Origin of the sequence: Flavobacterium sp. GCM10023249, from assembly GCF_042653365.1 — a bacterium.
Lineage (GTDB): Bacteria > Bacteroidota > Bacteroidia > Flavobacteriales > Flavobacteriaceae > Flavobacterium.
On sequence record NZ_JBHSHZ010000006.1, the window covers coordinates 95,883 to 117,937 of the forward strand.

16 protein-coding genes are annotated in these 22,055 nt (G+C 35.8%); 10 read left to right on the forward strand and 6 right to left on the reverse strand.

Features of this window, described 5'->3' with window-relative positions; genetic code table 11:
- Window positions 1–27 precede the first annotated feature (27 nt).
- The 3 genes from ACFO7M_RS02085 (at window position 28) to accD (ending at window position 4,610) form a co-directional block, all read left to right on the forward strand.
- A complete protein-coding gene (locus ACFO7M_RS02085; protein ID WP_379733779.1) occupies window positions 28–2,571 on the forward strand; it encodes a BamA/TamA family outer membrane protein in 2,544 nt (847 codons plus the stop codon).
- A 43-nt stretch (window positions 2,572–2,614) separates the two neighbouring features.
- Window positions 2,615–3,682, forward strand: coding sequence for a class II fructose-bisphosphate aldolase (gene fbaA, locus ACFO7M_RS02090; RefSeq protein WP_379718704.1), 1,068 nt, complete (start codon window positions 2,615–2,617; stop codon window positions 3,680–3,682).
- 73 nt (window positions 3,683–3,755) lie between these two features.
- Window positions 3,756–4,610, forward strand: coding sequence for an acetyl-CoA carboxylase, carboxyltransferase subunit beta (gene accD, locus ACFO7M_RS02095; protein ID WP_379718701.1), 855 nt, complete (start codon window positions 3,756–3,758; stop codon window positions 4,608–4,610).
- Between the two features lie 43 nt (window positions 4,611–4,653).
- Here accD and ACFO7M_RS02100 read toward each other — a convergent pair whose 3' ends face one another.
- Both ACFO7M_RS02100 and ACFO7M_RS02105 read right to left on the reverse strand, forming a co-directional pair.
- Window positions 4,654–5,925, reverse strand: coding sequence for a T9SS type A sorting domain-containing protein (locus ACFO7M_RS02100; RefSeq protein ID WP_379733781.1), 1,272 nt, complete (start codon window positions 5,923–5,925; stop codon window positions 4,654–4,656).
- A gap of 69 nt (window positions 5,926–5,994) precedes the next feature.
- Window positions 5,995–7,245 carry an ABC transporter permease gene (locus ACFO7M_RS02105; protein WP_379733783.1) on the reverse strand — a complete coding sequence of 417 codons (1,251 nt, stop codon included), beginning with the start codon at window positions 7,243–7,245 and terminating at the stop codon, window positions 5,995–5,997.
- 122 nt (window positions 7,246–7,367) lie between these two features.
- On the opposite strand from ACFO7M_RS02105, the gene purH reads away from it, so the two are divergent.
- The 6 genes from purH (at window position 7,368) to rodA (ending at window position 14,685) form a co-directional block, all read left to right on the forward strand.
- Window positions 7,368–8,900, forward strand: coding sequence for a bifunctional phosphoribosylaminoimidazolecarboxamide formyltransferase/IMP cyclohydrolase (gene purH / locus ACFO7M_RS02110; protein ID WP_379718689.1), 1,533 nt, complete (start codon window positions 7,368–7,370; stop codon window positions 8,898–8,900).
- Between the two features lie 140 nt (window positions 8,901–9,040).
- Window positions 9,041–10,069, forward strand: coding sequence for a rod shape-determining protein (locus ACFO7M_RS02115; protein ID WP_073308847.1), 1,029 nt, complete (start codon window positions 9,041–9,043; stop codon window positions 10,067–10,069).
- Window positions 10,070–10,153: 84 nt separating this feature from the next.
- Window positions 10,154–10,984 (forward strand): rod shape-determining protein MreC, encoded by an 831-nt coding sequence (mreC, locus tag ACFO7M_RS02120; protein ID WP_379718686.1) that lies wholly within the window; start codon window positions 10,154–10,156, stop codon window positions 10,982–10,984.
- Window positions 10,977–11,483 (forward strand): rod shape-determining protein MreD, encoded by a 507-nt coding sequence (locus tag ACFO7M_RS02125; RefSeq protein ID WP_379718683.1) that lies wholly within the window; start codon window positions 10,977–10,979, stop codon window positions 11,481–11,483. Before mreC ends, ACFO7M_RS02125 begins: the two co-directional genes overlap by 8 nt.
- Window positions 11,480–13,429 carry a penicillin-binding protein 2 gene (mrdA, locus tag ACFO7M_RS02130; RefSeq protein ID WP_379718680.1) on the forward strand — a complete coding sequence of 650 codons (1,950 nt, stop codon included), beginning with the start codon at window positions 11,480–11,482 and terminating at the stop codon, window positions 13,427–13,429. The genes ACFO7M_RS02125 and mrdA overlap by 4 nt, the downstream gene beginning before the upstream one ends.
- Window positions 13,429–14,685: a rod shape-determining protein RodA gene (rodA, locus tag ACFO7M_RS02135; RefSeq protein ID WP_379718677.1), complete on the forward strand. Its 1,257-nt coding sequence runs from the start codon at window positions 13,429–13,431 to the stop codon at window positions 14,683–14,685. The genes mrdA and rodA overlap by 1 nt, the downstream gene beginning before the upstream one ends.
- A gap of 7 nt (window positions 14,686–14,692) precedes the next feature.
- Here the strand turns inward: rodA and ACFO7M_RS02140 are convergent, their stop codons facing one another.
- Window positions 14,693–15,493, reverse strand: a complete 801-nt coding sequence (locus tag ACFO7M_RS02140; RefSeq protein ID WP_379733785.1) for a DNA/RNA non-specific endonuclease — start codon at window positions 15,491–15,493, stop codon at window positions 14,693–14,695.
- A gap of 72 nt (window positions 15,494–15,565) precedes the next feature.
- Between ACFO7M_RS02140 and ACFO7M_RS02145 the strand changes: the two genes are divergently transcribed.
- Entirely contained in the window at window positions 15,566–16,258 is a 693-nt protein-coding gene (locus tag ACFO7M_RS02145; RefSeq protein WP_379733787.1) for a hypothetical protein, read from the forward strand.
- Window positions 16,259–16,315: 57 nt separating this feature from the next.
- On the opposite strand, the gene ACFO7M_RS02150 is transcribed toward ACFO7M_RS02145, so the two are convergent.
- From ACFO7M_RS02150 to ACFO7M_RS02160, 3 genes are read right to left on the reverse strand one after another with little or no spacing between them, the layout of a single operon-like run.
- Window positions 16,316–18,397, reverse strand: a complete 2,082-nt coding sequence (locus tag ACFO7M_RS02150) for an OmpA family protein (RefSeq protein ID WP_379733789.1) — start codon at window positions 18,395–18,397, stop codon at window positions 16,316–16,318.
- Window positions 18,398–18,407: 10 nt separating this feature from the next.
- Window positions 18,408–19,343: a type IX secretion system membrane protein PorP/SprF gene (locus tag ACFO7M_RS02155; protein WP_379733791.1), complete on the reverse strand. Its 936-nt coding sequence runs from the start codon at window positions 19,341–19,343 to the stop codon at window positions 18,408–18,410.
- A gap of 27 nt (window positions 19,344–19,370) precedes the next feature.
- On the reverse strand, window positions 19,371–22,031 hold the full coding sequence (locus tag ACFO7M_RS02160; protein WP_379733793.1) for a gliding motility-associated C-terminal domain-containing protein: 2,661 nt from the start codon (window positions 22,029–22,031) through the stop codon (window positions 19,371–19,373).
- Between the last annotated feature and the right edge of the window lie 24 nt (window positions 22,032–22,055).

Genomic DNA, 22,055 nt, shown 5'->3' on the forward strand with positions numbered 1-22,055 from the left:
TATTTTTGAATTAAATTTCTGATTCTTTTGAATAATTCCTCTACAAAAATAGTATTAATTCTTCTAACTGCAGTGCTTATCTCCGCATGTAATGCAGTAAAAAAGGTTCCGACCAATAGATCCCTCTTAATTAAAAACAAAGTAGAGGTAGACGGAAAACTAATCAAAGACGAAGCAGTAACTTCACAAATAGTACAACAACCCAATTCTGCAATTTTAGGATTTAAATTGCGATTGCACATGTACAATTTGGCTAAAAACAATACAGATTCAATATTCAGAGCAAAATACACTAAAAACCCTGAAAAATATTACAGAAAAGCCAAGTGGTTATCTAAAAAACAAGTCAATCGATTAGGAAAATCTTTCTGGTATTCTGGATGGCATAAGTTCCTGACAAAAACTGGAGAAGCTCCGGTAATTATCGATACTATAAAAGCCAACCGTTCCACTAAACGCCTAAGAGCTCATTATTTTGATGAAGGATATTTCGATGCGGTAGCCAAATACAAAATCAACTATTTAGACAACAAAAGAGGCACAATTGATTATACTGTAACCAAAGGCAAACCGACTTTTTTGGATACTATTTCGAGAAAAATACAATCCAAAGCAATCGACTCGCTTTATTTGACTGTAAAAAATCAGTCCAAAATTAAATTCGGGCAACAATACAAAACCGAAAATTTTGATGCGGAACGCAGCCGATTAACCACACTTTTCAGAAACAAAGGAATCTATAATTTCCAACAACAAAACATCCTTTTTGAAATTGATACTACAACAAAAAAAGCGCCCGTAATTGTCACAATCAATAATCGTGAATACAAAGCTGGCGATAGCATTAAAAGTCGCCCATTCCATATTTACAAGATAGGCGAAGTCGATATTCTTACCTACGACTTATCTACAAAAAACAAAAAGCAATTTATAGACAGCGCACAGTACAAAAACTTCAACATTTACAGTACAAAGAAACTACGTTATCGATCGAAAGCATTGACTGATGCTGTTTTCATCCAAAAAGACAGTCTGTACAGTGATGACAATAGAACTTTAACACTACGTTCATTGAGTAATTTGCGAGTTTTCAATTATCCCAACATCGAATACATTGAAGACACTATAACTAAAAAGTTGAACGTAAAAATACATCTTACTGCTAAGGACAAGTATAGTTTCAGAGCCAATGCTGATTTCACCCATTCCAATATCATGGATTTTGGTATTGCAGGAAGTACCTCATTTTCCATCCGTAATATTTTCAGAGGTGCTGAAATCCTTGAACTTGCTTTACGTGGTAATATAGGTGCATCTAAAGATTTAGCCAATCCAGACAATCGTTTTTTCAATCTTTCGGAAGTTGGTGCAGATTTACGCCTGACTTTCCCAAGAATATTCGCTCCATTTAATACGGATAAAATCATTCCGAAAAGAATGTTCCCGAATTCATTAATCAGTTTGGGTTTTTCAAAACAAACCAATATTGGTTTGGACAAAGAAAATTTGACCTCGACAGTTAGTTACAACTGGATTCCAAAAAAAAATACCGATATCAAATTTGATTTGGTTAACCTGCAATATGTCAAGAATGTCAACATTGACAACTACTTCAATGTATACAATTCTTCCTATAATCGTCTGAATGATTTGGCACAAGCCTACAACACAGAACCTGAATATATGGAAAACGGAAATCTAAGAATTCCAGACGGAGCCAACGATTTCATCATAGACGCATTAACTTCACCATACTTTCCAGGTTTGGAGCCCACAACAAGCGAATTCCGCAACATACAAAGTATCAAGGAGCGCAAAGACCGTTTAACTGAAAACAACTTAATTTTCGCATCCAATTTCAGCTTCAGCAAAAACAACAAATCGGATTTTGCCGACAAACAATTTTACAGTTTCAGAGGAAAAATTGAGACCGCCGGAAACTTTTTAACGCTTGTTTCAAGATTAGCCAATCAACCTGTAAACGAAAACGGAACTCGAAATATTTTCGGACTCACCTACTCTCAATACATCAAAACAGATTTCGAATTTATAAGACATTGGGATTTAAAACATGACAAATCATTTGCTTTTCGAAGCTTTTTTGGTATTGCAATTCCGTATGGAAATTCCAAATCAATTCCTTTTTCACGAAGTTATTTTGCAGGAGGAACGAATGATAACCGAGCATGGCAATCCTACAGCCTTGGCCCAGGTAGTTCTGGCGGTCTTAACGATTTCAACGAAGCCAACATGAAGATTGCTTTAAATGCGGAATTCCGATTCAAATTTTTTGGTGATTTAAACGGCGCTCTATTTGCCGATTGCGGTAACATATGGAATATTTCGGACAGCGAAACCGATCCAACCAAAGTCTTTTCAGGCTTCAAATCGTTAAAAAATCTAGCTTTAGGTACTGGAACCGGATTCCGTTATGATTTCAAATTCTTCATCGTTCGATTCGACTACGGTTTCAAAACCTACAATCCTGCCTTGATGTCAGGTGAAAAATGGTTTAAAGAAATGCGTTTCGATAAAGGTGTTTTAAATATTGGTATTAACTATCCATTCTAAAACTAAATTTGTAATTTTGTAAATCTTATAAAAAATTAAATACATGGCACACAGTATACAACCGGGAGTTGCAACCGGAGATCAAGTACAGGAAATTTTTAAATATGCCAAAGAAAAAGGCTTTGCCTTACCTGCGGTAAACGTTGTAGGATCAAGCACTATCAACGGTGTTCTTGAAACAGCAGCAAAGTTAAAAGCACCTGTAATTATTCAGTTTTCAAATGGAGGAGCACAGTTCAACGCTGGTAAAGGTTTGTCAAATGCTAATGAAAAAGCTGCAATTGCTGGAGCAGTAGCTGGAGCAAAACACATTCACACTTTGGCAGAAGCCTATGGAGCAACTGTGATTTTACATACTGACCATTGTGCCAAAAACTTATTGCCTTGGATTGATGGATTATTGGATGCTTCTGAAAAACATTTTACAGAAACCGGCAAACCATTATTCTCTTCACATATGATCGACTTATCTGAAGAACCTATCGAAGAAAACATTCACATTTGTAAAGAGTATTTAGCTCGAATGAGTAAAATGGGAATGACCCTTGAAATAGAACTTGGAATTACTGGAGGTGAAGAAGATGGTGTAGATAACAGCGATGTTGACAGCTCAAAATTATATACGCAACCGGAAGAAGTAGCCTATGCGTATGAGGAATTGATGAAAATTTCACCTCGATTTACCATTGCAGCAGCATTCGGTAACGTACATGGTGTTTACAAACCTGGAAACGTAAAACTTACTCCTAAAATCTTAAAAAATTCACAAGAATACGTTCAGAACAAATACAATACCGAAGCCAATCCGATTGATTTTGTTTTCCACGGTGGTTCTGGTTCAACTTTAGAAGAAATCAGAGAAGCAATTTCATATGGTGTAATCAAGATGAATATCGATACTGACTTACAGTTCGCATTTACCGAAGGTATTCGTGACTATATGACTTCGAAAATTGAATACTTAAAAACGCAAATCGGAAGCCCTGATGGTGCCGATTCACCAAACAAAAAACATTACGATCCAAGAAAATGGGTTCGGGAAGGTGAAATTACTTTCAACAAAAGATTAGAACAGGCTTTTGCCGATTTAAATAACGTTAATACACTTTAATTACCTGTTACGAGTATGAAATAAGTTTGACTTAAATCATAACTCCTAACTTTAAACTCATAACTGAATTATTATGGCTTGGTTTAAAAGAAAAGAAAAAGGAATTACAACACCTACTGAAGATAAAAGAGATGTACCAAAAGGTTTATGGTATAAATCTCCAACAGGAAAAATTGTAGATGCTGATGAATTAGCCAGAAATCTATGGGTTAGCCCGGAAGATGATTTCCATGTACGCATTGGAAGTAAAGAATATTTTGAAATTTTATTTGACAACAACGAGTTTACCGAATTAGACGCTAATATCACTTCAAAAGACCCGCTTGGGTTTGTGGATACCAAAAAATACTCTGATCGTTTAGTTGATGCTATCGGAAAAACAAAATTGAAAGACGCTGTACGTACAGGTGTTGGTAAATCGAAAGGAAACGATTTAGTAGTTTGCTGTATGGATTTCGCCTTCATTGGTGGATCTATGGGTGCTGTAGTGGGAGAAAAAATCGCACGTGGTATCGATTATTCCATCAAAAACAACATCCCGTTTGTAATGATCTCAAAATCAGGTGGTGCTCGTATGATGGAAGCCGCTTACTCATTAATGCAGTTAGCAAAAACTTCTGCGAAATTAGCACAATTGGCAGAAGCTAAAATCCCTTACATTTCATTATGTACAGATCCTACTACGGGTGGTACAACTGCTTCTTATGCAATGCTAGGCGATATTAACATTGCCGAACCAGGAGCATTGATTGGATTTGCTGGACCACGTGTTGTAAAAGACACTACAGGTAAAGATTTACCGGAAGGATTCCAAACTTCTGAGTTCGTATTAGAGCATGGTTTCCTTGATTTCATCGCTCACAGAAAAGAGTTAAAAAACAAAATCAACCTTTACATCGATTTAATCCTGAATCAGGAAATCAGATAAAAAAGAAAATCCCGGAATTAACCGGGATTTTTTATATTACCTTTTAATCAATAACAATTTTCTGATTTTCAATGCCATTCCCAGTAGTGACTTTCAATATGTAAACACCTTTTGGCAGATCTTTTACATAAACAGTTGTCACCTTTTCTTTGACATTAAACGTTTTCTTTAAACACCCGTAAACATCAAATATCTCTCCCTTCAAATTTCTTAATTTTTCAGAGTTTAAAAATTCATTTTCTGCCAAACTCACATTAACAACTTCATTAGCTGGATTTGGATAAACTTTAAATTTACTTAATTTATTAGGTGCAGCTTGTTTATTAATTTCTTCATCATAATTATTTAACACTAAATCAGTTTCATAGACAGTTGAGTTTCCACACGAATTTGAAGTTGTTAATCTCAATTTAGCTGAAAAAGGAGGACATGCATTAATCATTGCTAAATTTCCGTTAGAATAAAAATCAACAAATCCAACACTACTTACCAATTCCCAACTGTGATTCAAAATATTTGTAGTTGCAAATTGGGAATCTTTTGCTCTATACTCAAATGAACAGTCACTTGTTCTCAGTGCTTCTATTACAGGATTAGGCGATCCTATGCTAATAACTTTAGATATAGTTATTGATTGTCCACATTGATTTGTTATTTTCGCATTTAGAGTGCAAAGACCATTAGTAGCATTTGTATTTAAGGTAATTTGCGAATTTGACTGGTTTACAATGTTTACACCACTAACTCCAGAAATAGACCATTGAACCGTTGCATTATTTGGCAAATTTGTTATATTGAAAATATTATTTCCCGAACATAAAGAATTATTACCATTAATCATTGCATCACTTGTAAATGTCGACGCTCTTGTAACTGAACATGAACCAACATCATACCCACTTACACTACCATTGTTGTTAGTGAAATAAGCCACAACAGAGACACTGGAAGGTGTTATAGAAGGAGAACTTGGCGTAAGTATAATTAAACTACTTGAATTAACAAAAGTTCCAGATGTTGTCCAACCAGAACCGATTGTCCATTTAAAAGACCATGTCCCATTTGTTCCAAGATCAGGAGTTAAACACTTAAAACTAACTGGAGCAGTTGAGCAATTTGGCAAAACTTGTGGATTAGCTCCTAAAAAATAACCATTCACAGTACAATCAAAATTACTTAGTGAAATATTAGTAATTTTAGCATTAGTCCTTGAATGCAACTTTGATGATTTTTTTGCTGGTACAAATGAAAAGACAGATAATGTTACAATCGTTAACAAAATCCTGCGTACGCATTTTGTAATAATTTTTTTCATGAATAATTTAAAAATTTTTTATTAATTTTTAAATATAAGAAAATACTATATAAAAAAAAAACACCGTTATCACATACCACTTCTGATTGCCTCAACAGGATCCAATCGGGAAGCAACAAACGCGGGTATAATTCCAGAGATTAGTCCAATCAAAGCGGCTAAGAAAGTTCCGAAAATGATATTGGAAAGACTTAATATGAATTCAAATTCTAAAGCATTGGTCAAAACAATAGAAATAAGATAAACAAAAAATATTCCTACCAAACCACCAATCACACAAAGTATTATAGCTTCAAATAAAAATTGCAATAAAATGAACCTGTTTTTCGCTCCTAATGACTTTTGAATACCAATCAGATTGGTTCTTTCTTTTACCGATACAAACATAATATTGGCAATACCAAACCCACCTACTAACAATGAAAAAAAGGCGATAACCCATCCAATAAAATTCATTTGTTTGATAATACCATCCAATAAATCAGTAAATCCAGACAAAACATTCATGAAGAAATTATCAATATCACCTTCTTTCAATCCTCTGTAATGACGTAATTTCTGACGCAACTCTTCTTTAAAAGCATCAATATCAACCCCATCAACAGGCTTAATCATAATAGCCGGCGTGATCATTTCATTATCATCACCGTACATTTGGCGTAGAAAATTAACCGGAATATACACCGTAGTATCTTCATTTTCATCGAAAATACCAGCGCCTTTCTTAGTCATCACACCAATTACAGTAAATCGTTGACCATACAAACGCACTTTCTTTCCTAGAGGATCAATTTCGTCGAATAAATTTTTAGCAATTTGATGTCCCAAAACAATTACTGGCGCGCCCGAATTAGACTCGGCTTCATTAAAGAAACGACCTTGGTCAAATTCTAGCTTCTGAACATCTTCTTGTTCGAAGGTTGTTGGCCCAACATTGACTGAGCTAACAGTCTTCCCTTCATATTTAATATTTTCTTTTCTGGTGAACAACTGAAAACACATAGCTTCCAAATCATTCAACGACTTCTTCAAATACTCATACTCGTCGTAAGTCACATCCGGGAATTGCTCTCTTTTCCAATCTGGAACATCCGTTGGTCCAAAAGAAAAACGAATCAAATAAATCGAATTCTTGTCCAATGTACTCAAATCCTTTTTTATTTTTCTATCCAATGAATCCACAGCAGTAAGCACCGCTATGATGGAAAAAATACCAATGGTAACACCAAGCAGCGATAACAATGTTCTTAATTTATTATTGCGCAGCGCATTGACAGCGAAACCAAAACTTTCCTTCAACAATCGGATATATATCATCATAATTTGAAAATCGTATTGAACATTAGTGTGAAAACTCCATCAATTGTTACATTTTTTTTCAGGAATCTGAATCGAAATCAGAATGAAAAAACTACTTTTGCAATACAAATTACAACAACACAATGAATACTACAAAAACAATTAAATCGGCACTGATTTCAGTGTTTGATAAGACCGGATTAGAACCAATTGTTACCAAACTTCACGAACAAGGCGTTACATTTTACTCTACCGGTGGCACCGAAGAATTTATCCTAAATCTTGGAATTCCCGTTGTTCCTGTTGAAGACGTAACCTCTTATCCATCAATTCTTGGCGGAAGAGTAAAAACATTGCACCCCAAAATTTTTGGTGGAATTTTAAATCGCCAAGATAATGAAACTGACGTTGTTCAAATGAAAGAATTCGAAATCCCACAAATTGACGTGGTGATTGTCGATTTATATCCATTTGAAAAAACGGTTGCATCGGGAGCAAGTGATGCCGATATTATCGAAAAAATTGATATTGGCGGAATTTCATTGATCCGTGCAGCAGCAAAAAACTTCAGAGACACTGTAATTGTTCCTTCAGTTAACGAATATTCATTGTTCTTAGAAATCATTTCTTCTCAAAACGGAGCAACAACATTAGAACAACGAAAAACATTTGCCGCAAAAGCCTTTAATGTTTCTTCACACTATGATTCGGCTATTTTCAATTATTTCAACAAAAATCACGAAGAAGCCGTTTTAAAAATTAGTGAAACCCAAGGAAACGTGTTGCGTTATGGAGAGAATCCACATCAAAAAGGATTTTTCTTCGGCGACTTCGAAAAAATGTTCACCAAGTTACACGGAAAAGAATTGTCCTACAACAATTTACTAGATGTTGATGCTGCTGTTAATCTTATTGGGGAATTCAAAAACGACGACCCTACGTTTGCCATCTTAAAACACAATAATGCTTGCGGAATTGCCACTCGCAAAACAATGAAAGAAGCATATTTGGATGCCTTAGCAGGAGATCCTACCTCTGCATTTGGAGGTGTTCTTATCGCAAATGGCAATATTGATTTAGCTACTGCCGAAGAAATCAACAAATTATTCTGCGAAGTAATCATTGCACCAAGCTACGATTCGGCTGCCATTGATCTTCTGGAAGAAAAGAAAAATAGAATTATCTTAATTCAAAAAGAAGTCACTCTATCCAAAACATCAGTAAGAACATGTCTTAACGGCGTTTTAGTACAAGACAAAGATTTAGTTACTGATTCGAGAGCACATTTAAAAACCGTAACTCTTACAACTCCAAGCGAAACCGAAATTGAAGATTTACTATTTGCATCAAAAATTTGCAAACACACGAAGTCAAATACTATTGTACTGACCAAAGACAAACAGTTATGCGCTTCAGGAACTGGACAAACTTCTAGAGTTGACGCTTTGAAACATGCCATAGAAAAAGCACAATCATTCGAATTTGATTTGACAGGTGCTGTCATGGCAAGTGACGCCTTTTTCCCATTCCCAGATTGTGTAGAAATTGCAAACAGAGCAGGGATAACTGCTGTAATTCAACCAGGCGGATCTATAAAAGACGAATTAAGCATTAACTATTGTAATGATAATAAAGTATCTATGGTATTTACTGGGATTCGTCATTTCAAACACTAATAAAACCTCAATATTTTCACATATTTACAAATGCATCAATAAAATTGTATTGATGCATTTTTATTTTGAATTAAACCAAATAATTTTTATACTTTTGCGTTTGGATTATACTTTTAAATACATTAACCCTCAATACAAATATGGGATTTTTTGATTTCATGACCGAGGACATCGCGATTGACCTTGGCACCGCAAACACACTAATCATTCACAACGACAAAGTTGTCATCGATAGCCCTTCCATTGTTGCCCGTGACCGCATTAGCGGAAAAATTATTGCCGTAGGCAAAGAGGCCAACATGATGCAGGGTAAAACACACGAAAACATCAAAACCATCCGTCCTTTGAAAGACGGAGTTATTGCAGACTTTGATGCTTCTGAGCAAATGATTAAAATGCTTATCCGAAGTATTCCTGCGCTTCAGAAACGTTTATTCACACCAGCACTTCGCATGGTGATCTGCATTCCTTCAGGCATTACCGAAGTAGAGATGCGTGCCGTTAAGGAATCTGCGGAACGTGTAAACGGAAAAGAAGTTTATCTAATTCACGAACCTATGGCAGCTTCTATTGGTATTGGAATTGATATCATGCAGCCTAAAGGAAACATGATTGTAGATATCGGTGGAGGAACAACAGAAATTGCGGTGATTGCTTTAGGAGGTATTGTATGTGATAAATCCGTAAAAATTGCCGGAGACGTTTTCACCAACGACATCATTTACTATATGAGAACACAACACAATTTATTTGTGGGTGAAACTACTGCTGAAAAAATCAAAATCGAAATTGGTGCTGCCATTGAAGACTTAGACTCTCCACCTGATGATATGTCTGTTCAAGGACGTGACTTGTTAACTGGAAAACCAAAACAAGTAGAAGTATCTTCAAGAGAAATTGCCAAAGCTTTAGACAAATCCATCCAACGTATCGAAGATGCTATCATGGAGACTTTATCGCAAACTCCTCCAGAATTAGCGGCTGACATTTACAACACCGGTATCTATCTTGCTGGCGGTGGTTCGATGTTAAGAGGCTTGGACAAACGTATTTCACAAAAAACCGATTTACCTGTCTTTATTGCTGAAGATCCATTGAGAGCTGTAGTAAGAGGAACCGGTATGGCTCTTAAAAATTTAAACAAATACAGAAGTATATTAATTAAATAACAATTTCAAAAGAAGAACCAACAGTTTAGCTTCTTTTGTCATTCCAATTTAGAATTAGCATTTATAATTTATTAATCATAACTGATGCAGCAAATATTTAACTTTATATTTAAAAACAGTAATCGCTTACTGTTTTTGCTGCTTTTGATAACTTCTTTAGTTTTGGCAATCCAATCGCATTCTTACCATAGAAGTCAAATGGTAAATTCTGCCAATGCTTTATCGGGAAGTGTATACGAAGAAATCAACGAGGTTAAAACGTATTTCAGCCTAAGAGATCAAAACGACAAACTAGCACAAGAGAATGCTTTGTTACGTCGCCTACTTTTTAACAAAAAAGATAGTGCTACCAAACTAATAAAGGACTCTGTAAAAGGGTATGACAAATTGAATGTAATTCAATCTAAAGTCATCAACAATTCTTACAATACTCCAGAAAATTATTTAACCATCAATACTGGTACCCTTAAAGGAATCAAACCAGACATGGGAGTAGTGAGTAGCCAAGGAATTGTTGGAGTAATTGAAAAAGTTTCTCCAAATTATGCTACAGTTATCAGCGTTTTAAACATCAAGTCTAAAATTAATGCTAAAGTTAAACGCACCAATCACTTTGGTTCTTTAATATGGAAAGCGAAAAATGCTGGTTATGTTCAATTGGTTGAAATTCCTAGATTAGCTTCAGTTAAGAAAGGAGATACAATTGTAACGGGAGGTATTTCAAAAATATTCCCTGAAAACATCCCTGTAGGTATCATCGACAAAATTTACATGGACACAGAAACCAACTACTACACTGTAGACGTTCGTTTGTTCAATGACATGACGAATTTAAACCATGTTTACGTGATCGAAAATAAAGACATTGGTGAAATTAACAAATTAGAAGCCGAAACCAAACCAAAAAATGAATAGCACTATATTATTCAATACGATTCGTTTTGTTTTGCTGATTGCAGCACAGGTGATTATTTTTAACAATATCAACCTGTTTGGCTATATCAATCCACTACCTTACGTTTTATTCATTTTACTGTATCCTGTTAACACAAATAAATCCGGATTACTAATTGCCAGTTTTCTTTTAGGATTAACATTGGATATGTTCGCCAATAAAGCTGGATTTCATGCAACAGCTTGTTTAATTCTAGCCTACATCAGACCTGCTTTTTTCCGATTTGCTTTCGGTTTAAGTTACGAATACCAAACCATTAAAATCAATGATCGTTTGTCTCCAGAACGATTCACTTTTATCACTATTTCGATAATAACACACCATTTGATTTTGTTTCTTTTGGAATTTTTTAAATTCACTTTTATACTAGATGCACTTTGGAGAACAATTAGTACTGCCCTTTTTACGTTAATTGTTAGTATCATCATTATCTATTTATTCAAGCCAAGTAAAAAATGAGAAAGCTTTTATTACCAGGTATGATAATAGTTTCTGCTATTTTAATCATAGCAAGGCTTTTTTATTTACAGATTATAGACGAAGAGTTGAAACTTAAGTCGGAAAACATTTCCATTAAAATTAAGTACGAATACCCAGAACGCGGCTATATTTATGACCGTAACGGCGAACTTTTGGTTGCCAACCAACCTTCGTATGATATCATGGTCGTACCCAGGGAAATCAAAGAACTAGACACATTAGAATTCTGTAAACTACTAAACATTTCGAAAGAAGAATTTCACAAGCGTTTAGACAAGGCAGTCGTATACAGTCCATTGTTACCTTCGGTATTTTTGGGTCAATTGAACAAAGTTGAATATGCTGCTTTCCAGGAAAAAGAAAGAAAGTTTGAAGGTTTTTACATTCAAAAGCGTTCTCTTCGCGACTATCAGGTTCATGAAGGCGGTAATGTATTTGGTTTCATAACCCAAGTTAACGAAGCCATCATTAACAAAAACCCGTACTATAAAAGTGGAGATTTAATTGGAAAACAAGGTGTCGAAGAAATGTATGAGGACATCTTACGTGGTCAAAAAGGAGTAAAACACATTCAACGTGACCGCTTCAATCGTGAAATGGGACCTTACAAAGAAGGAAAATACGACACTATCGCCATTCAAGGAAAAGACATAACTCTTACAATTGATGCTGAACTGCAAAAATATGGTGAAGCCCTAATGAAAAACAAAAGGGGCGGTATTATTGCCATAGAACCGAAAACCGGCGAAATATTATGTTTGGTTTCCGCACCATCATATGATCCAGGCATTTTAGTAGGTAGACAACGTTCCCGTAATTACACTCGATTGTATAACGATTCATTAGCAAAACCACTATACGACCGAAGTTTATTAGCAGAATATCCTCCAGGATCTCCATTCAAAATACTAACCGCTTTGGTCGGATTACAAGAAAGTGTAATCGATACTTCATCGGCTTTTACTTGTCGTGGAGGTTTCAGTTATGGACGCGGCAGATTCATGCGTTGCCACTGTGGTGGTGGAGTTCGTAAATTACACATGGGAATTGCCAAATCGTGCAATGCCTATTTTGGTAATACCTACATGAACACCATCAATCATTTCAATACACCATCAATTGGAGTAGATGTATGGAGTAACCATTTGAAATCATTTGGTTTAGGGCAATTTATGGGATATGACTTACCAACAGGAAGAAGAGGAAACATTCCAACTTCCAAAACCTACGAAAAATTATATCCAAATGGTGGCTGGAGAGCATCAGCGATTGTTTCCAACTCTATTGGACAAGGAGAAGTTTTAATGACCCCAATACAATTAGCCAACATGATGGCTACAATTGCCAATAGAGGTTACTATTACACCCCTCATATCATCAAAAAAATCAAAGGGCAACCCATTGATGAAAAATTCCGAACAAAACACGTTACCACTATTGATCCGAAGCACTACAAACCAGTTATAGAAGGCCTGTCAGAAGTATTCAAAACGGGTACAGCTTATTTCTTAGGAGTTGATGGTATTGAAATATGCGGAAAAACCGGTACAGCTGAAAATTTCGCCAAAATAAACGGAAGAAAAGTCCAATTGGAAGATCACTCCATTTTTGTTGCTTTTGCACCTAAAAACGATCCGAAAATTGCAATTGCTGTGTTTGTAGAAAACGGTGGTTATGGAGCGACCATTGCTGGACCAATAACTTCTTTAATGGTTGAGAAATACATTAAGAAAAAAGTAACCAATAAATACAGAGAAGAAAATATGATGAACCGTAGTTTACAACACGAGTACAACAAATTTTCAAAAAAATATATCGATTCCATGTACAGAATTAAGTTAAAAAAAGATTCGGTAACAAGGGTAAAAAATCAAAAGAAACTAGATTCAATAAAAAAAGCACAAGCGGCACAAATTAAGCCATAATGAAAAATCAAAGTGTTAAAAATAACATCGACTGGATTACTGTAATTATCTATACAGCACTTGTTACATTGGGCTGGATGAATATATATTCTGCGGATATTACTCCTGATTCCAATTATATTTTTGACATAACCCAAAACTATGGTAAACAACTAATATTTATTGGATGTAATTTGGTTTTGGTTTTAGTAATACTTTCCATAGATGCCAAAATTTATGAACGTTTTGCGAGTGTATTTTTTGGCGCTTCTTTAGTACTTCTTGCTGGGCTATTTGTAGCCGGAAAGACAGTCGCCGGACAACGATGCTGGTACGCCATTGGAAGTTTTACTATACAACCTTCAGAATTTGCCAAAGCCGCAACTGCATTAGCTTTAGCCAAATACCTAAGCGATTCGCAAGTCAATTTAAAAAACTTCAATCACCAACTCATCGGACTACTCATTATTGGGTTACCAATATTGTTGATTTTACCACAACCCGATCCAGGTAGTGCCCTTATATTTACAATGTTTATACTTGTATTGAATCGGGAAGGCTTACCGTCTTGGTATTTATGGAGTGGCTTCTTTGCCATCGTTTTATTCTTAATGGCGTTATTGATAAAACCTCAATATGTTGTTTTGATTACCTTCATCGGAGTTGCTGCACATTACATAAAATCAAGACCAATTAATCGAAACATAATTGCCAGCGGCGTGGTCTTCCTTTTAATGATCGGTTTTTCTTTGTCTGTAGACTATGTTTTTGAAAACGTATTCAAGCAGCACCACAGAGATCGTTTTAATGTGCTTTTTGGAAGAGAAGTGGACATGGCTGGAGTTGGTTACAACACTAATCAATCTAAAATTGCTATAGGTTCTGGAGGCTGGATTGGTAAAGGTTATCTTGAAGGAACACAAACCAAAGGAAATTTCGTCCCAGAGCAACACACTGATTACATTTTTACTACTGTTGGCGAAGAATGGGGATTTGTTGGGTCAACTGTGATGATTCTGTTGTATGTTGGCCTCTTATTACGTATTCTCTATTTGGCCGAAAATCAGAAAACCAAATTCAGTAGAATTTACGGTTATGGAGTCGCCTCAGTACTTTTCACCCATTTTGCCGTCAATATTTCGATGGTTGTTGGTATCTTCCCAACTATTGGAGTACCGCTACCCTTTTTATCGTATGGTGGATCAAGTTTATGGGCTTTTACTATCTTATTATTCATCTTTGTAAAAATGGATGCCAATAAGGTAAATGAATGGTAAACCCATTCTAAAAACTCCATTCTTTATAATCAGACGATTTTTCAATTTTATTTTCAATTCCATCAGGTAGTTTAGAAAAGAAATCAATACCTGTCATTTTTTCGATTTTATCAATAGGCACAACGAAAGTATATAAGGCATTTTCAGATTCTTCATGTGGCACCAAAAACCCAATAGCTTTATAACCACCGTTCGATCTATCGATTAGAATTTTATAAAAATATTCAGGAACAGCAACATGTTCTTTACCAATCGACTTCAAATCATCCTTTAAAACTCCACCAGTTACTACATACAAACCATCGTACTTCTTTGCCCAGTATCTAGTTTTCTGTTCCAAACGATTCCAAATTCCTGCATTGAAATCATTGCGTTGTGGAGTAATATTAGAAGTATAGAAAGTTTCATTGAATGCTTCTTTCGAAAATCTTCGATCGCCAGCTGGACATAAATGTCCGCGATCATAACCTGAACGAATATAATTTTTCCAACTTGCAGAACCCGAGTGTACTTCTGGATCTTCAATAAAATACGGACGTTTATGATTCGAATAAATAATTTCGCTTTTCTTTAGTTCATACGCTACCCATTCTGCTTGCTCATGCTCTTCAGAATACGACAAAGTGTAGTATTTATGTCGCACAATATCTCCTGTCGTGGTAGTAGGCAGAAAAAAATCATTGTCAGGTGTGGGTGCAACTTCTGAAATCTCCATAATTGATTCCTTGGGTGTTGGTTTTGTATTGTTACAAGCTAACGAAATAGCCCCCAATACACTTAGCGTTAAAATTTTTTCTCTAAACTTCATATAACAAGCGAATTATTGTAAATTTATGATGTAAATATAGACAAGAACATGTACAATCCTAAAATTAAAACTATGAAAACTAAATTACTGTTGGCTGGAGTTACCATACTATTTGGATTTTCAGCTATTGCACAAGAAACTGTTGTGTCTGATGCCGACAAATTAATTGCTCAAAAACGTCAGGATTCAATCGCAAAAATAAAAGCAACTGAATTGAAAGCACAAAAAGAAGCCGAAAAAAAAGCTCATCTAGCAGAAGTAGAAGCCAATAAAGCTGCGAAAGAAGCTGAAAAACAGGCCGATAAAGCGGCAAAAGAAGTAGATAAAGCTACAAAAAAAGCGGAAAAAGAAGCTGATATAGCGGTTAAAGAAAAAGAACGCGCTGCCAAAATGGAAGAAAAAAGAGTTGAAGCAGAAGAGAAAAGAGCCAAAGCGGAAGAGAAAAGACTAAAAGAAATGGAGAAAGAAAGAGACCGAATGGAGAAAGAAAGAGATAAAGCAGAGAAAGCTCGAAAAAAAGCAGAAAAAGAAAAAGAGAAAGCAGCAGATGCTCGTGAAAAAGTAAGAGATGCTAAGGAAAAACAAGAAGATATCAATAAAGACATCGAAAAAGAAATAAAAAAACTTGAAAAGCAGGAGAAAAAAGGAAATCTATCTCCAAATGATATCGAGAAAAGAAGAGAAAAAATTGATAAGATGAGAGAAAAAGCGGATAAGCAAAAAGACAAGATCCGAAAAGCAGAAAAAGCAGCTGATAAATATTAATCAAAAAAAAGGCTCCCAAAAATTAAGGGAGCCTTTTTTATAGACATGAATTGTTCTCTACAAATCTTTAATCACAAATTCACTTCGTCGATTAAGCTCATGTTGTTCCTCTGTGCATGATTCTTCATTTGCACATTTCACTACAGGTTGCGATTCGCCATACCCTTTTGCAAAAATTCGTTTCGGGTTGATTCCTTTATCAATAAAATAATCTCTAGTCGATTGTGCTCTATTTTCAGAAAGCACTCTATTGTATGTCTTCCCACCACGAATATCCGTATGTGAGCCGATTTCCACTACCATTTCTGGGTATTTATTCATCAAATCGATTACTTTGTCTAAAATAGGCTTAGAATCACGTCTAATATACCATAAATCATAATCAAAATAAATTGGTTCCGTTTTGATAACTAATTTATCTTTCTCTTTGACCACATCTTTTTCTTCAGCTATAATTTTATCGACCTTTTCTTTCTTCTTCTGTTCAGCGATAGCTTTTTCCTTAATTTTCGTCTCTTCCAAGGCTTTTTTCTCTGCCTCTTCTTGCTCTTTCACTGCCAAAGCTTCTTCCTCTTGCATTTTTCCCAAAGATTTTAACTCCATGGAAGCATCATTTTCTTTGTTTCTATCCTTTAGCAATTCTAAAGTACGTTGGTCTTCATTATAAGCCACTTTAGAAGCTTTTACCAAATAACCTTTTTCACAGGCGACTGTGAATTTGAAACTTCCATCGGCACCCACAGTAATCATTTCCAACTCTTTTTTATTGATAAAATCATACAAAGCAACTTGAGCACCTTCTAAAGGTAATTTAGTATCTACGTCTGAAATGATTCCTGCAATAAATTGCTTACAATCTTCAACAACAAGTGGCTTGGTTTCCAGAATAGAATAAATATCATCGCTCCCTTTCCCACCTTTACGATTGGAAGCAAAGAAACCTTCTTTAGTATCCGAATCAATAGTAAATGCAAAATCGTCAACACCTGAATTTACAGGCAAACCAACATTAATAGGCTTACTAAAATCATCTCCGTTACTATCCGAAACGAAAACATCTAAAGACCCAAAACCTTCATGACCATTTGAAGAAAAATACAACTTGCCATCTTTGGACATAAATGGAAACTGTTCTTTTCTATTGGTATTTATGCTTTTTCCTAAATTTCTAGGTGTTCCAAAACTTCCATTATTGATAGCTACCTCATAAATATCAAACGAGCCATGTCCGCCAGGCATATCAGAGGCAAAATACAATGTTTTCTCATCCGGACTCAATGCGGGATGTTCTGTTGAATAATCTGGATTATTAAAAGGTAACGAAACAATTTTTGACCACTTTCCGTCAATCAATTCGGCTTTATAAATTTGAAGGTTAGAAATCTTCTCTTTATTTTTCGCACGAGATCTATTTTTGGTGTTATTCCGTGTGAAATACATCGTTTTACCATCTGCAGAAAAAACGGCATTCGCCTCATGCATCTTTGTATTCACATCTTTCGAAAAATAATTAACAATAGAATCTTTAGCATTAATATTTTTCATTGGAATAGTAACCAAGTTCAAATAGCTCTCACTATTCCATTTGTATACCTTATCGAATAATCCAATTTCTTTTTTCACTGCCGAGAACACCAGATTATCGCCTTGATTCACTGCTCCAAACTCAGAATTTGCAGTATTGATTCCTAAGTTTTTCATAGTGTAACGTTCTCCTATTGCAGTCACATTTTCCAGCGTTTTCAAATCTTTTTCTAATAATGTAGCTCCTTCGGCATTTCCAGATTTGGCATACATATCCCGTATGGCTTGGTTCGCTTCATTATAGTTATTGGTTGCTTTCAATGTTTGGGAATAACGGAAGTAATACTCTTCCGAAATATCCTTTGCAAAATTCTTGATAAGATATCTATAATACTTCTGCGCATTTTTCAGATCGTTTGTAAAATAATAACTATCCGCTAAATTCCGAACAACTTCTAACGAGCGATTTTTCTCTACAGCCGCTTCATATAACGGAATAGCCTCACTGTAATACGTTCTGTCAAAATAGCGTTTTGCTCTGTCTAAATCCTGATCTTGAGCAAAAATATACTGCATTGAAAACACAGCGAGTAGGGTAAGCAAAATTCTTTTCATAGCAACTCTTTTAGAAGAAACGTGGCGATTTATCATAACCTTTTCCTAACAAATCCAAGTTAAACAGTAAAAACACCTCATGTGTTCCCGAATTAAACTGTCCGAGATTGGACAAAGTATGATCGTATGCATAACCTATTTTCAATGTTTTAGTAGCATTGACAGCCATCAAACCACTTACAGAATCATCGAATCGATAGGAAGCACCTAACTCAAACTTATTATTGTACAGTAGATTGGTAGACACATCGAATGTGATTGGGGAACCTGTAACAAACTTGGACATAAAAGCTGGTTTGACTTTCCACAAATCACTGACTTCAAAAACATAACCTCCTGTTAAAAACACGTGAATATCCTCTGAACCCAAAGCATTGATTCCTTGTCGTTCCTCGATATGTTTGGTTGGCAATAAATTGGGTGCTGAGAGTCCGACATAGTATTGATCTGTAAAATAGTAAACTCCTGCCCCAATATTTGGTTTAAAAGCATTGACATTTTTATTGAAAGCCTCATCGGTAGAAGGGTCACCCGATTCCAACATAAAACCATTAAAATTGGTCGAGAGGTTCGTAAATCCCGCTTTCATTCCAAATGAAACACGATGACTGTTATTCAACTGAAGAATATAAGCAAAGTCCGCATAGAAATTAGTTTCCTTTTTAGCACCATCACCAATATCATCTGTTATTATTGAAACTCCCATTTCGATTTTTTTATTCAAAGGCAGGTGACCGAAAGCAGTTAACGTTTTTGGAGCTCCTACGGAACCTACCCATTGTGAGCGGTATAAAGTTCCTAAATCCAACATCGCCTGTTTTGCTGTCGCATAGGCTGGATTAATCACACTCATGTTATACATATAGTGAGTATATTGAGGATCCTGTTGAGCAGAAACCGAATAGGCGGTGAGGAAAAAACTCAATATTGAAAGTATTTTTTTCATCTAAATTTGATTTAAGTAAGCAAAGAATTATCGATTCAGGTAAAGACGGCCTTGTAATGGAGCCTTATTATTCTTATTGAAATAAACGACGTAGAAATACACACCGTTGGGAGCAACATCACCTATAAGTTTAGATTCAGTGTTTTTACCATCCCATTTAGGTTTATTTCTATTCCCTTCAAACATCAAATTGCCATAGCGATTATAGATTTCCAGTTTATAATCTGGATAAACGAATTCAATATTAGGAATCGTGAACGAATCGTTGACTCCATCTGCGTTAGGTGAAAAGCCATCAGGAATGAAAAAATCAACCGGTTCAGTTTCACAATCCGTTAGCGTTACTGTTACCGCAAGTACTTCTTTAGATTGACAACCTGTAATCGTCGAAGTATTTACACCATAATACGTTGTTCCTTCCGTTAATACAGCTGTTAAGGGCAATACATTCCCACCTATTGGCGCATCATACCACACTAAATTTCCTGAAACAGACACATTATCCGATAAATTCTGAAGTGTTGGATTATCTGCTCCACAAAACTGTTCCCCATCGGCAGTCAATACAGGTACAGGTACAATATCGACTGTTACAGTAACCGTTGTTCGGTTCGATTCACATCCTGTAAGCGGATTGGTTTGAGAAACATAATAATTCCCAGTAGTTAAAACTGAGGTTGAAGCCAAGGCAGTTCCTCCAGAAGAAACGCTATACCATTGGTACTGACTACCATTCGGAACTAAATCGGCAACAGTAGCATTATCCGTTTCACAAAAAGTCTGATCTGAAGCAGCTGGTGGATTTGGTAAAGCACTAATTATAAACGAATCCGAAACATTACTAATTACTACTCCACAAGCGTTGCCCGTGTTGGTAAGATTAGTAACCAAAACCATCGTAGAGCCAGTATTAGTCAATAGAACAGAAGGAATTGTAAATGATGCACTTCCTGAGGTAACAGCTAAAGTTTGTGAATTAGCCGATGAAACATTTGCTCCAGACAAATCATAATTGATTGTCACATTTGTTAAACTTCCTAATCCCGAAAGAATAGCATTTACAGGTTGGCCTAAGCAGACATCCCCAATTGACAAAGTTAATGCAGGAACCGAAGGTAAAGGTAACACTTCAAATGAATCAGAAACATTAACAGTTGCGGTACAAGTTGTAGTAGTATTTGTAACACTCGTAATTGTTATCGTAGTTGTTCCGGCATTCGCCAATAAACTTCCAGGTACGGTAAAATTAGCTACACCACCCGAAACTGTGACAAACTGGTTCTGAGGTGCAGAACTATTCACTCCAGAGAGTGTATAGACAATAGAATAACTACCATCAGGCAAGTTACCTATACCTGATAAAACAGCATTAGCGCTATTATTTTGACAAACATCATTAACCGACAAAATTGCGTTGGGTATATTTGGCGATGGATAAATAGTCAAAATATCCTGAATCAGTGGAATTGGATTCACACAAATCCCGAGACTTGTCGTCGATACTAAATTCGTAATTGTAATGGTGTAAGAACCTACTGCTTGAAAATTGCTATTCGGAATAGGAAATGAAAGTACCCCTCCAACAAAAGTAGCGGTTACCGTTATGGGTGTGACTTGTCCAGAAACTGTATAAGTTACGTTATATGTACCGTCTGGAACAGTTGCAGGAGATTGTGTCAATACTGCAATATAATTCGCTGATGTTATTTGCGTTTCACAAATATCTGAATTCACTTGTAGCGCAATGTTATTATAATTTATTGGATCCTCAATTGTAATGGTTACTGTTTCAGACTCTCTATTACAAATTGGATTCGAAGGAAAAACTTCATAGGTAAAACTGTAAACACCTGCGCCAAAATTTGCATAAATGTTAGGCAAATTGATAACTGAGTCCGTTGGTGAAGTTAATTCACCAGTTCCGCTATTGTCAATCCATCTTCCTCCACCATCTTCTCCTGTAAGTAGACTATATAAATTCAAATTGGAGTAAGAAGAAAGATCCTGTGTGCTACAAAATTGCAAATTCGTTGGAGTTCCTGGTTCTGCAGGTGGATAAACCGTCAAAAATGCAGAAACCGAATTGGCAGCACAACTGCCAATCGCTGGCAAAGTATAGCTGAATTGATAAGTAGTTGCCGAAGTCACATTAAAAGATGACGGGTTAATAGAACTACCGGAAATTGGCGTACCAGTGGTCACATTAAACCAATCCCCATTGAATTGAGGACCAAGATTCCCACCAGTTCCACTAAACAACTGAAATAAATTGTAATTCGATTCATCACCACAAACAGCACCATTCGGTCCTGGCACACCTGCGTAACCGCCTACAGTAACGGTTATGGTTCCTGTTGTATCAGTACATCCCGAAACTCCGGTCACAGTATACGTATAGGTATATACACCACTGTTTCTAATTTGATGTATGTTCAAGATTCCGGTTAAGGCATTCAATCCACCGGAATTCAGATCATCAGTCCATGTACCTCCTGGTGTAGGAGTTCCTCCGAGTAGAGCAAAAAGGTTAACAGCTTGGTTTGTTGGGTTGGGAATATCACAGATTGTAACAGAATTGTCACTACCAGCACATTGCGCATTACTTTTCTGTATGCTGAACAAAAAAAGAAAAAAAAGCGCGAGTTGTAATGCCCCCAAATTTCTTAAAAAGGGTAATTTTTTTCGCATAGATTAGGGATAAAGTTGGGATAA

Excerpts from the sequence above, each read along its gene's own strand:
- fbaA (WP_379718704.1), top strand. The coding sequence starts at position 2,615 with ATGGCACACAGTATACAACCGGGAGTTGCAACCGGAGATCAAGTACAG.
- accD (WP_379718701.1), top strand. The coding sequence starts at position 3,756 with ATGGCTTGGTTTAAAAGAAAAGAAAAAGGAATTACAACACCTACTGAA.
- ACFO7M_RS02100 (WP_379733781.1), bottom strand. The coding sequence starts at position 5,925 with ATGAAAAAAATTATTACAAAATGCGTACGCAGGATTTTGTTAACGATT.
- ACFO7M_RS02105 (WP_379733783.1), bottom strand. The coding sequence starts at position 7,245 with ATGATGATATATATCCGATTGTTGAAGGAAAGTTTTGGTTTCGCTGTC.
- purH (WP_379718689.1), top strand. The coding sequence starts at position 7,368 with ATGAATACTACAAAAACAATTAAATCGGCACTGATTTCAGTGTTTGAT.
- ACFO7M_RS02115 (WP_073308847.1), top strand. The coding sequence starts at position 9,041 with ATGGGATTTTTTGATTTCATGACCGAGGACATCGCGATTGACCTTGGC.
- mreC (WP_379718686.1), top strand. The coding sequence starts at position 10,154 with ATGCAGCAAATATTTAACTTTATATTTAAAAACAGTAATCGCTTACTG.
- ACFO7M_RS02125 (WP_379718683.1), top strand. The coding sequence starts at position 10,977 with ATGAATAGCACTATATTATTCAATACGATTCGTTTTGTTTTGCTGATT.
- mrdA (WP_379718680.1), top strand. The coding sequence starts at position 11,480 with ATGAGAAAGCTTTTATTACCAGGTATGATAATAGTTTCTGCTATTTTA.
- rodA (WP_379718677.1), top strand. The coding sequence starts at position 13,429 with ATGAAAAATCAAAGTGTTAAAAATAACATCGACTGGATTACTGTAATT.
- ACFO7M_RS02140 (WP_379733785.1), bottom strand. The coding sequence starts at position 15,493 with ATGAAGTTTAGAGAAAAAATTTTAACGCTAAGTGTATTGGGGGCTATT.
- ACFO7M_RS02145 (WP_379733787.1), top strand. The coding sequence starts at position 15,566 with ATGAAAACTAAATTACTGTTGGCTGGAGTTACCATACTATTTGGATTT.
- ACFO7M_RS02150 (WP_379733789.1), bottom strand. The coding sequence starts at position 18,397 with ATGAAAAGAATTTTGCTTACCCTACTCGCTGTGTTTTCAATGCAGTAT.
- ACFO7M_RS02155 (WP_379733791.1), bottom strand. The coding sequence starts at position 19,343 with ATGAAAAAAATACTTTCAATATTGAGTTTTTTCCTCACCGCCTATTCG.
- ACFO7M_RS02160 (WP_379733793.1), bottom strand. The coding sequence starts at position 22,031 with ATGCGAAAAAAATTACCCTTTTTAAGAAATTTGGGGGCATTACAACTC.